9 protein-coding genes are annotated in these 10,512 nt (G+C 71.2%); 2 read left to right on the top strand and 7 right to left on the bottom strand.

The window, feature by feature from the left end:
• On the top strand, positions 1–1,150 hold a 1,150-nt coding region (locus QR78_RS32100; RefSeq protein WP_048430333.1), incomplete at its 5' end, for a transglycosylase SLT domain-containing protein.
• A 132-nt stretch (positions 1,151–1,282) separates the two neighbouring features.
• Here QR78_RS32100 and QR78_RS25135 read toward each other — a convergent pair.
• From QR78_RS25135 to QR78_RS25125, 3 genes are all read right to left on the bottom strand, one after another.
• Entirely contained in the window at positions 1,283–2,215 is a 933-nt protein-coding gene (locus tag QR78_RS25135) for a cation diffusion facilitator family transporter (RefSeq protein ID WP_048430332.1), read from the bottom strand.
• Between the two features lie 4 nt (positions 2,216–2,219).
• Positions 2,220–3,755 (bottom strand): DHA2 family efflux MFS transporter permease subunit, encoded by a 1,536-nt coding sequence (locus QR78_RS25130; protein WP_082172057.1) that lies wholly within the window; start codon positions 3,753–3,755, stop codon positions 2,220–2,222.
• A 138-nt stretch (positions 3,756–3,893) separates the two neighbouring features.
• On the bottom strand, positions 3,894–5,189 hold the full coding sequence (locus QR78_RS25125; RefSeq protein ID WP_048430330.1) for an HlyD family secretion protein: 1,296 nt from the start codon (positions 5,187–5,189) through the stop codon (positions 3,894–3,896).
• Between the two features lie 258 nt (positions 5,190–5,447).
• Here QR78_RS25125 and QR78_RS25120 point away from each other — a divergent pair, with 258 nt between their 5' ends.
• Entirely contained in the window at positions 5,448–6,107 is a 660-nt protein-coding gene (locus tag QR78_RS25120; protein ID WP_048430329.1) for an HdeD family acid-resistance protein, read from the top strand.
• Between the two features lie 61 nt (positions 6,108–6,168).
• Here the strand turns inward: QR78_RS25120 and QR78_RS25115 are convergent, their stop codons facing one another.
• From QR78_RS25115 to QR78_RS25100, 4 genes are all read right to left on the bottom strand, one after another.
• Positions 6,169–8,307: a S9 family peptidase gene (locus QR78_RS25115; RefSeq protein ID WP_048430328.1), complete on the bottom strand. Its 2,139-nt coding sequence runs from the start codon at positions 8,305–8,307 to the stop codon at positions 6,169–6,171.
• A 72-nt stretch (positions 8,308–8,379) separates the two neighbouring features.
• Positions 8,380–8,808 carry a SufE family protein gene (locus QR78_RS25110; RefSeq protein ID WP_048430327.1) on the bottom strand — a complete coding sequence of 143 codons (429 nt, stop codon included), beginning with the start codon at positions 8,806–8,808 and terminating at the stop codon, positions 8,380–8,382.
• Positions 8,809–8,897: 89 nt separating this feature from the next.
• On the bottom strand, positions 8,898–9,890 hold the full coding sequence (locus QR78_RS25105) for a sensor histidine kinase (RefSeq protein WP_048430326.1): 993 nt from the start codon (positions 9,888–9,890) through the stop codon (positions 8,898–8,900).
• 122 nt (positions 9,891–10,012) lie between these two features.
• Positions 10,013–10,402 carry a DoxX family protein gene (locus QR78_RS25100; protein WP_048430325.1) on the bottom strand — a complete coding sequence of 130 codons (390 nt, stop codon included), beginning with the start codon at positions 10,400–10,402 and terminating at the stop codon, positions 10,013–10,015.
• Positions 10,403–10,512: the final 110 nt, after the last annotated feature.

Here is a 10,512-nt window from a genome sequence, read left to right as displayed (position 1 = left end):
CCTGCCGCAGGACGCTCTCGCCCCGGCGGCGGAAGCCCACGACCGGATCGACTTCTCCGCCGCCCGTCCCCCCGCCCCGTCGGGCGGCGCGATGCCGAACTGGCGCGGCCCGACCCTCGTCGAGGAGACCCCGAGCACCGCGGCCCTGATTCGCGACGACCTCGAGCGCCTGCGCCAGGAGTTGCGGGAGCAGGTGCAGGGGGGTGGGACGCCGGGCGGGGCGGCCCCCGACGACGCCGCGCCCGGCACCGGGACGGCGTCGCTCCAGGACATGCCCGCCCACGAGAAGTCCATCCAAGAGGCCTCCCTAAAGGCGGTCCCCTTGTCGGATGCATCGCTGCCCCAGGCCGCCACCCTGGCTGACACACCCTCCCCGCTCGACGATATCTCCCTCCCCGAAGTGACGGCCCTGCCCGAGGAGACCGAGGACGGCCGAGTGATCTTCGGCGACAAGAAGGTGCCGCGGGCGCTGGTCGAGACCATCGTGCGGGCGGCGCGCGAGACCGAGGTCGATCCGGTCTACCTGATGGCGCTCGCCGACAAGGAATCGACCTTCCAGCCGAGCGTGCGCGCGGCGACCTCGACGGCCGAGGGGCTTTTCCAGTTCCTGACCGGCACCTGGCTCGAACTGGTGCGGACGTTCGGCGCCAAGCACGGCTACGCGGCCGAGGCGGAGCTGATCGAGAAGCGCGGCGGGACGCTGGTGGTGCTGAAGGACGCCGACCGGCGCCGGGTGCTGGCCCTGCGGCGCGACCCCTACGTGGCGAGCCTGATGGCCGGCGAGATGATGAAGCGCGACCGCAGCCGCGTGGAGCAGCGCCTCGGCCGCGACCTGACGACGACGGAATGCTACTTCGCCCATTTCCTGGGCGCGGCGAGTGCCGGCAGGTTCATGGAGCTGACGGCGGAGAAGCCGCACCAGCCGGCGCAGGCCTCGTTCAAGGCCGCCGCGCGGGCGAACCGCTCTCTCTTTTTTCGCCGCGAGGGCCGGAAGACGCGCAGCCTGACGGTCGCCGAGGTCTATAATCGCCTCGACGGCATGATCGACCAGCGCCTCGACCTCTACCAACCGGTCTCGGCGATCGCGGAGCAGATCGATGCCCGCCGTCCGACCGAGGCCCCGCCGGCGGCATTGAGCCAACTCCCGTAGGTCCGGCCCTCCCCGAGGCCTCTGTGTGAGCGAAGCGGCCAGGGGGACGACGCGAAGGAAGGACGGCCCGCGCGCCGGGACGTTGCGATAACGAGGGATACGGGCGCCGGTTCCAGCCTCCTTCAGGATTTTTTAACCGGTGCCGTGACCGGCCGCGCGCTCCCGCACCGGCAACTGGAAATACAGGTGCGCGACGCCCGGCAGGCCGTGGCGGATCGCGGCGCGCAGGTCGGCGGTGGTGCGGCGCAGGCCGTCGCCGGTGAGGTCCGGTGCGAGATCGAGGCTGACCGCGAGCAGCACCGTGCCGGGACCGAGCTGCAGGCTGCGCATCCGCTCGATCCGCACCACCCGGGGATCGGCCGCGAGAATGGCCCGCGCCTGCTCGATCACCCGCGGCGAGGCGCTCTCGCCGGTGAGCAGGCTGCGGGTCTCGCGAAACAGCACGCCCGCCGTGGCGATCAGGAGCAGCCCGATCGCCACCGAGGCGACCCCGTCGCCCTGCGGCCAGCCGAAAAAGCCGCTCGCGACCACGCCGAGAAGCGCCAGGCCGAGGCCGATCAGCGCCGCCCCGTCCTCCAGGATGATCGCGAAGGTGCTCGGGTCCTTGCTGCGGGTGACCGCCGTCCAGAGCGATTCGCGGGCAAAGCGCGCCCGCATCTCCCGCCGGGCGGTGCGGAACGACAGCCCCTCGAAGACGCCGGAGAGCACGATCACCCCGACATTGACCCACGGTGACGTCATCGTCTCGGGATGGCGCAGCTTCTCCACGCCCTCGTAGACCGCGTAGGCGCCGCCGAGCGTGAAGATCAGCAGCGCGACGACGAAGGACCAGAAATACAGCTCCAACCCGTGCCCGAAATTGTGGCTGTCGTCGGCGGGCCGGGCGGCGCGGCGCATCCCGTAGAGCAGGAGGCCCTGGTTGCCGGTATCGACGAAGGAATGCACGGCCTCCGTGAACATCGCCCCCGAGCCGGTATAGGACGCCGCCGCGAGCTTGGTGACCGCGATGGCGAGGTTGCCGGCCAGCGCCGCGTAGACGACGAGCTTCGATCCGCTTGGTGCCACGTCGTCAGTGTCCGCCCACCGGGGCGTCGCCGCCGCGCTTCACGTTCTTGAGGATCATCGCCAGCGGCACCGCGCAGGCCGACACGATGGCGAGCGCCCAGAACACGTCGATATAGGCGAGGAAGGCCGACTGGGTCTGGACCTGCCGGCCGATCCAGGCGATCGCCTGGTTCTGGGCGTCCACCGTGCTGGCGCCGCGGGTCGAGAAGAACTGCGTCGCCGCCCGCAGGGTCTCCTGGTAGGCGGGCTCCGAGGGCACGACGTGCTCGACGAGGCGGCTGGTGTGGAATTGCTGGCGGTAGGCCAGGATGTTCTGGGCGAGCGACACGCCCATCGAGCCGCCGACGTTGCGGGCGACGTTGATCAGGGCCGAGGCCTGGTCGGTCTGGTCCTTGGAGATGCCCTCGTAGGAGGCGGCGGTGATCGACAGGAAGATCATCGGCAGGCCGAGACCGATATAGACACGCGACCACACGAAGAATCCGAAATTGAGGTCGCCGTAGAGGTTCGTCAGCTCGTACATCGCGAAGGCGATGATGGTGGCGCCGGTCGCGATGAGGTATTTCGGCTGGACGTAGCCCGAGACGCGCCCGATCACGAACATCATCACGCAGGTGACGAGACCGCCGGGCGAGAGCGCCAGGCCGGCCCAGGTGGCGGTGTAGCCGAAATAATCCTGCAGGAGCTGGGGCAGGAACTGCGTCGTGGCGATCAGGATGGCGCCGGTGGCGAGCATCACGAGGAAGCAGGAGCCGAACTGGCGCCGGCCGAGCAGCCGCAGGTCGACGACCGGGTTCTTGTGCTTCAGTTCCCACGGGATCATCGCGACGAACGACACGACGGTCAGGCAGGCGAAGACCACGATCAGGGTCGAGCCGAACCAGTCCTTGCGCTGGCCCTCGTCGAGGACGACCTCGAGGGAGCCGAGGAAGGTCGCCACCAGGATGAAGCCGACGACGTCGAAGCGCACGCCCTCGCGGCGCAGGCGCTTGCGCTCCTCGACCGCCGATTTCGGATCCTGGACCAGCCACCAGATCAGAAACAGGGCGACGACGCCGACGGGGGCGTTGATGAGGAAGCACCAGTGCCAGGAATACTGGTCGGAGAGCCAGCCGCCGAGGGTCGGGCCGACCACCGGCGCCACCACGATGGCGACGCCGTAGAGGGCGAAGGCCTGGCCCCGCTTCTCCGGCGGGAAGGAATCCGCCAGGATCGATTGCGCCAGCGGCGCCATGCCGCCGCCGCCGAGCCCCTGCAGGATCCGGAAGAACAGCAGCGATTCGAGGCTCCAGGCGAAGCCGCACAGGATCGACGACACCGTGAACAGCGCGATCGCCGCCAGGAAGAAGGCCTTTCGCCCGTAGCGCTTGGCGAGGAAGCTCGAGGCCGTGAGCACGATCGCGTTGGCGACGAGGTAGCTCGTCACCACCCAGGCCGCCTCGTCGGGGCCGACCGCCAGCCCGCCGGCGATGTAGCGCAGCGCGACGTTGGCGATGGTGGTGTCGAGCACCTCCATGAAGGTGGCGAGCGCCACCACCATGGCGATGATCCAGGGATTGTGGTCGCCGGCGGCGCTGTCGGCGGGGTTCTGACCGCTCACGGCGAGACCTTCCTCACGGCAAGACTCTTCTCACGGCAAGACTCTTCTCACGGCAAGACTCTTCTCACGGCCCGCCCCTCAGCGGACCCGCACCGTCGGCACGACCGACATGCCGGGGCCGATCGAGACGTCCTGCGGCCAGGTGTCGACCGTGATCTTCACCGGCACGCGCTGCACCACCTTGACGTAGTTGCCGGTCGCGTTCTCGGCCGGCAGCAGGCTGAAGGCGGTGCCCGAGCCGGGCTGCACCGAGGTGACCTTGCCGGTGATCTTGTGGTCCGGGTAGGCGTCGATCTCGACGTCGACCGGCTGGCCCGGGCGCATGTCGGTGATCTGGGTCTCCTTGAAGTTCGCCGTGACCCAGATGTCGTCGGGCACGAACATGCTGAGCGCCTGGCCGGCCTGGGCGAACTGCCCGACGGCGCCCGTAAGGCGCACCACCCGGCCGGCCTGAGCCGTCGTCACGGTCGTGTATTCGAGGTTGAGCCGGGCCTGCGCCTCCTGGGCGCGGGCCTGGGCGAGGCTCGCCTCGGCGCCGGCCTTCTGGGCCTGGAGCGAGCCGATCTGGCGCTGGGCCACCGTCACGGCAGCGTTGGCGCGATCGACATTGGCCTGCTGCTGCTGCAGGTTCGAGGTCGATTGCTGCGATTGCTGCACCGAGCCGGCGCCGCGCTGGGCGAGGTCCTGGTAGCGGGCGGCGTCCTGCTTGGCGAATTGCAGGGCAGCCTTGGCCTGCTCGACCTGGGCCTTCGCCTCCTGGATCGATCCCTGCTGCGCCTGGATCTGGGCGTCGAAGCCCTGGATCTGGGCCTGGGCCGACTGGACCTGCGCCCGCGCCTGCTGGAGCGCCACCTCGTAGTCGCGCTTGTCGATCTGGAACAGCACGGCGCCGGCCTCGACGTGCTGGTTGTCGGTCACCGGCACGGCGGTGACGTAGCCGGCGACCTTGGGCGAGACCGCGAACTGGCGCGCATCGACGAAGGCGTCGTCGGTGCTCTCGTAGGGGTGGATGTAGGTCAGCCAGTACCAGTAGCCGCCGGCCGCGGCGAGGAGCAGGACGATCGCCCCGAGGACGAACCAGAGCGGGTGGCGCCGGACGAGGCCCGGCTTCTTGCCGGATTCCTCGCCCTCGTCGTCCTGTCCGTCCGATGGCTCGCCGTTGCGGCTCTCGGCCTCCCTGTCCTGCGCCTCGTCCTGCGGCGTGTGCTCGCGCAGGGCACGGGTATTCTCCTGCAGGGCGCGGGTGTTCTCGTCGCGCGCCGGATCCGCTCCGCGCGACCGGTCTGCTCCGCGCGCCGGATCCGTTCGCGTCGCGACGGGCGCCGGCGCGTCCCGCCCGACCGGGCCCTCGGCCCGCGACTGATCGTCCAGCATGTCGTGAATTCCACGCAACGGCCCGAATGCGGGCCGGGCAAGGCGCCCGCCTCGGCTCGGTAGACGCAGGGGCAGCGGCGTGGGTTCCGCATTGCGGCAAAAAAGCCGGAGCGGGAGCGGGATGAATTCCGGCCGCGAACCGTTTCGCGCGGGGCCGGCCCGCGCCCGGGCGGAACGGCCGCGCTCGCCCGACGTTCACGTCACGTAGTCCCGGCCCCGACGGCCCTCGCCCCGGAAATCGCACCGGAGGATGATCGCATGAGTACTGCAGCCCCGCTTCCGAATACCGCGCCCGGCGCTTCGTCCCCTTACGGCAGCGCCGCCGATCCGCTCGCGCGGCTCAATGCGATGAGCGCGGTCCTGGCCCGCAACTGGTGGCTGATCGCCCTGCGCGGCGTCTTCGCGATCCTGTTCGGGATCGTCGCCCTGATCGCGCCGGGCGCGACGCTCCTGACCCTGGTGATCCTCTTCTCCGCCTACATGCTGGTCGACGGGATCACCGAGATCGTCGCCGCGGTGCGGGCGGCCGAGCGGCACGAGCGCTGGGGCTATCTCCTGGCCGCGGGTGCGATCAACATCCTGGTCGGCGTGCTGGCCTTCCTGATGCCGGGCAGCGCGCTCGTCGCCTTCGTGTACCTGATCGCCGCCTGGGCCCTGGTGACCGGCGGCCTGATGATCGCCGCCGCCTTCCGGCTCCATCTCGACCACGGCCGCTGGTTCCTGGCGATCGGCGGGGTGCTCTCGGTGCTGTTCGCCGTCGCCCTGATCGCGAGCCCGGCCCTGTCGCTCCTGGTCCTCACCTACTGGATGGGCGGCTACGCCATCGCCTTCGGGGCCTTCATGCTGGTCCTGGCCTTCCGGCTGCGCAGCCGGCACGCCGGGACGGGCGCGCCGGGTGGTTCGATGCGGGCGGCGTGAGACGCGACGCCCGCCCCCTCCCCCCTCTGCGGGGGAGGGTCTTCCGCTCCTGTGCGGGAGCTCAAACGGCGGCCTCCGCCCCCACCGCCGCCAGCGCGAAGGCGTAGATCAGCGCCACCTCCTCCAGCCGGTCGAAGCGGCCCGCGGCACCGCCGTGGCCGGCTTCCATGTTGGTGCGCAGGAGCACCGGCCCGCCCCCGGTCATGGTGGCGCGCAGGCGCGCGACCCACTTCGCCGGCTCCCAGTAGGTCACCCGCGGGTCGGTGAGGCCGCCGAGCGCCAGGATCGCCGGGTAGGTCTTGGCCGCCACGTTGTCGTAGGGCGAGTAGGACAGGATCGTCTCGAAGGCCTGGAGGTCCGTGCCCGGGTTGCCCCATTCGGGCCATTCCGGCGGGGTGAGCGGCAGCTCGCCGTCGAGCATGGTGTTGAGCACGTCGACGAAGGGCACGTCGGCGACGATGCCGGCGAAGAGTTCGGGCGCGAGGTTGGCCACCGCCCCCATCAGCATGCCGCCGGCGCTGCCGCCATGCGCCACGATGCGGCCCGCCCCCGTGTAGCGGGCCTCGATCAGCGCGCGGGCGGACGCCACGAAGTCCGAGAAGGTGTTGGGCTTCTTCTCGCGCTTGCCGTCGAGGTACCAGCGCCAGCCCTTCTCGGTACCGCCGCGGACATGCGCGATGGCGTAGACGAAGCCGCGGTCGACGAGCGACAGCGGGTTGGTGCGGAAGGCCGCCGACATCAGCGAGCCGTAGGAGCCGTAGCCGTAGAGGAGGAGCGGCGCGGTCCCGTCGAGGGGTGTGTCGCGCCGGTGCAGCAGCGAGACCGGCACCTGCTCTCCGTCCGGCGCGGTCGCGAACAGACGGCGCGTCACGTAGGCCGCCGGGTCGTGGCCGCTCGGCACGTCCTGGCGCTTGCGCAAGGTCCGCTCGCGGGTCGTCGCGTGGTAATCGTAGGTTTCCGCCGGCGTCGTCATCGACGAGTAGGTGAAGCGGACGAGGTCGGTGTCGAAGGCGTGGCCCGGCGAGAGGCCGAGCGAGTAGGCCTCCTCGGCGAAGGCGACGGTGTGCTCGACGCCGCTCTCGGCTTCGCGCACGATCAGGCGCGGCCGGGCGTTCTCAAGTTCGAGCCGCACGAGGTGGCGGGCGAGCACGTGCTGGAACCGGATCATCACCCCGGCGCGGTGCGGGATCAGGTCGCGCCAGTTGGCCTTCGCCGGGTCGTCGAGCGGCGCCACCGCGATCTTGAAGTCCTCGGCGCCGTCGGCGTTGGTCAGCACGAACAGTTCGTCGCCGCGATGCTCGACCGAGTAGATCAGCTTGTGTTCGCGCTTCGCCACGACCCGCAAGGGGGCGAAGGGCGTGGCGCGCTCGGCGAGGTGGACCTCCGAGGTCTCGTGGTCGTTCGCCGTCACCACCAGGTAGGCGCCGGACTGGGTCTCGCCGATGCCGACGAAGAAGCCGGAATCGCTCTCCTCGTAGACCGTCTCGTCGTCGCTCTGCGGCGTGCCGAGGCGGTGCAGCCGCACGGTCGCGGGGCGGTGGTTCTCGTCGACGGCGACGTACCAGAAGGCGCGGGCGTCGCCGCTCCACACCACGTCGCCGGTGGTGGCGAGCACCCGGTCCTCGAGATCCTGGCCCGTCGCGAGGTCGCGGACCCGGATGGTGTAGAGCTCGGAGCCCTTGGTGTCGGCGCTCCAGGCCACCAGCCGGTGGTCGTCGGAATGGGTGGCGTCCTCCAGGCTGAAGAAGGCGTGCCCTTCCCCCTCCCGGTCGCCGTCGATCAGGATCTCTTCTCCCTCCCCGGCGAGGTCGCCGACGAGGCCGGGGGCCACGCGGTCGGCCGGGCGGCGGCAGACCAGGGGATGCTGCCCGCCCTCGCGGTAGCGGGTGTAGTAGGCGAAGGGACCGTCGAGGTCCGGCACGCTGCCGTCATCCTCGCGGATGCGCCCGCGCATCTCGGCGACCAGGGTCTCGCGCAGCGCCGTGGTGCCGGCGAGCGCAGCCTCCGCGTAGGCATTCTCGGCGACGAGCAGGTCCCGGATCTCCGCCGGCAGGGCGGAGGGGTCCTTCAGCACGTCCTTCCAGTTCTCCGCCTTGAGCCAGGCATAGGGGTCGGTCACCGCGCGGCCATGGACCGTGACGGTGACGGGCCGGACGGGCGCCGTCGGCGCGGCGGTGGGCGGGCTCAGGCGAAGGGTCATGCGGCTCCCCGGGAGGTGGCGTCTGGCACGGATGTGCCGTCCCGGGGGCGCCGCCGCAAGGGCGCGCGGCGCTCACGCCGCCGCCGCCGCTCCTTGAGCGTCCGCCCGGATGCGGTCCATCATCGCCCGGGCGCCGTTCGAGCGCTGCGCGGTGAGGTGCTCGGAGAGGCCGAGCGTCTGGAACAGGCCGAGGGCGTCGGCCCGGGCGGCATCCGACGCCGTGCGGCCGTCGAAGAACGCGATCAGGACGGCGACCACGCCCTTGGTGATGTGGGCGTCGCTGTCGCCGAGGAAGTGCAGCCGCGGCTCGGGGCCGGAACGGTCGACCCGCGTCTCGAGCCAGACCTGGCTGACGCAGCCGCGCACCCGGTTGGCCTCGGTGTGGGCCTCGTCCGGCAGGGGCGGCAGCTTGCGGCCGAGTTCCATCAGGTACTGGTGGCGGTCGTCCCACTCGTCCAGGAACTCGAAGTTGGAGACGATCTCGTCGATGGGCGGCAGCATGGGACCTGACGGCGCGCTGGAGAAGGGGAGACCCGGCATATAGGCGGGCGGGGACCCGCCCGCCACCGGGGACCCGTCCGAGGCTGGGTTCAGCCCGGCAGCGTCAGGTCGAGGGGCGAGTCCTGGGTGCCCCCGCCCGAGACCGCGATCCCGGCCTGGCCGGCATAGGCGGCGATCAGGCGGGGGCCGAGCCGCGGCACGCCGTCCGGCGGCACGCCGGCGACCCCGCCCGAGGCGATGCGGACCCGCACCGGCTCGTCCGGCGAGCCCGCCGGCACCTCGACCCGGGTGACGCAGGCGACTCCTTCCCCGGTACCGTCCAGGCATTCGGCGACGATCTCGGCCAGGATCATCCCCAGCGCGTTGACGATGCGCGGCTCGAGGAGGAGCGTGCGATCCGCCTCGACCGTGACGGCGATCCGCCCGGCCCGGCGCAGCTGCCCCAACCCCTCGGCGAGGCGCGTCAGGTAGTCGGCGAGGTCGACGCTGGCGATCTGGGGCGCCTCGTGCAGGTGCTGCTGGACGAGCGCGATCGCCCGCACCCGCTGGCCGAGCGCCTCGAAGGCCGGGCGGCAGGGCGCCGGCGCCGCGCGGCCGTAGAGGCCGATCAGGCTGACCGTGACCTGCAGGTTGTTGCGCACCCGGTGATAGATCTCGGCGAGCAGGGCCTCCTGCTCGGAGAGCGCCCGGGCGGCCTGCGCTTCGGATTCCTTGCGCTCGGTGATGTCGAAGCAGGACCCGGCGAAACCCGTGAAGGTCTCGCCCTCGTGCAGCGGGTAGGCATGGCCGTGCATCCACCGGAAGGCGCCGTCGTGCCGGCGCAGGCGGTACTCGGCGCTGTGGGGCGCCCGCCTCTCGTAGGCCGCCGCCAGGGCGGCCTCGTGATCGGCCCGGTCCTCGGGATGCAGCCCCTCCTTCCAGCCGTGACCGACCTCGTCCTCCGCCGCGCGGCCGCGGAACGCGGTCCAGGCCGGGTTGACGTAGATCAGGCGCGCCTGCCGGTCGGCGCGCCAGATCATCAGCCCGGCTCCCTCGGCGAAGCTGCGGAAGGCCGCGTCCGACGTCGTTGTCTGCGAGGCCATGGTCCCACCCGTTCCCTGTCGCCGATCCGCTCCTTCAGGGCCGGTCAACGTGCCGGACACGGCGCCGTTCCGGCGCGCGGGCCGAGGAACGAAAAGACGGGGGAGGACGAAAAGGCGAGAGATCAGCGCCGGTTGAGGGCGAAGCGGCCGGGCCCGGCGGCGGCGATCATCAGGAGGCCGCCGATGATCGAGAGGTTCTTCATCGCCTGGATCTGGTTCGTCCGGAAGGCATCCCCCGTCATCGACCAGAAATTGTGGAAGACCACGATCGTCGCGAGGGTGAAGACCGCGAGCAGGACCGAGGCCGCGCGGGCGTAGAAGCCGAGCGCGATCAGCAGGCCCAGGCCCAGCTCGGCCGCGATGGTGAGGTAGGCCAGCACCTGCGGGTAGGGCAGCCCCTTGCCCGAGACCGCCGCCACGACGCCGGCCGGGTTCATCAGCTTCTGGGCGCCGGAGACGCAGAACAGCACGACGACGAGGATGCGGGCGAGACTGAAGACGGCTTGGCTCATCGGGAAGCTCCAGGATCTTACGGAGCCCGTTGGAAGACCTGGCCGCGGGACAGTCAAGCTGCTGTCAGCGCCCCCCGGTCCAATCCGCCGGATGGGGGCGGGCGCCCGCC

It is taken from the genome of Methylobacterium indicum, from assembly GCF_001043895.1.
In the GTDB taxonomy this organism is placed as follows: domain Bacteria; phylum Pseudomonadota; class Alphaproteobacteria; order Rhizobiales; family Beijerinckiaceae; genus Methylobacterium; species Methylobacterium indicum.
The sequence above is the reverse complement of the archived record's forward strand: the minus strand, read 5'-3'. Positions and strand labels throughout refer to the sequence as shown.

Bases quoted from the DNA above. Each gene is read 5' to 3' on its own strand.
- QR78_RS25130 (WP_082172057.1), bottom strand. From the start codon at position 3,755: ATGGTGGTGGCGCTCGCCACCTTCATGGAGGTGCTCGACACCACCATC.
- QR78_RS25125 (WP_048430330.1), bottom strand. From the start codon at position 5,189: ATGCTGGACGATCAGTCGCGGGCCGAGGGCCCGGTCGGGCGGGACGCG.
- QR78_RS25120 (WP_048430329.1), top strand. From the start codon at position 5,448: ATGAGTACTGCAGCCCCGCTTCCGAATACCGCGCCCGGCGCTTCGTCC.
- QR78_RS25115 (WP_048430328.1), bottom strand. From the start codon at position 8,307: ATGACCCTTCGCCTGAGCCCGCCCACCGCCGCGCCGACGGCGCCCGTC.
- QR78_RS25110 (WP_048430327.1), bottom strand. From the start codon at position 8,808: ATGCTGCCGCCCATCGACGAGATCGTCTCCAACTTCGAGTTCCTGGAC.
- QR78_RS25105 (WP_048430326.1), bottom strand. From the start codon at position 9,890: ATGGCCTCGCAGACAACGACGTCGGACGCGGCCTTCCGCAGCTTCGCC.
- QR78_RS25100 (WP_048430325.1), bottom strand. From the start codon at position 10,402: ATGAGCCAAGCCGTCTTCAGTCTCGCCCGCATCCTCGTCGTCGTGCTG.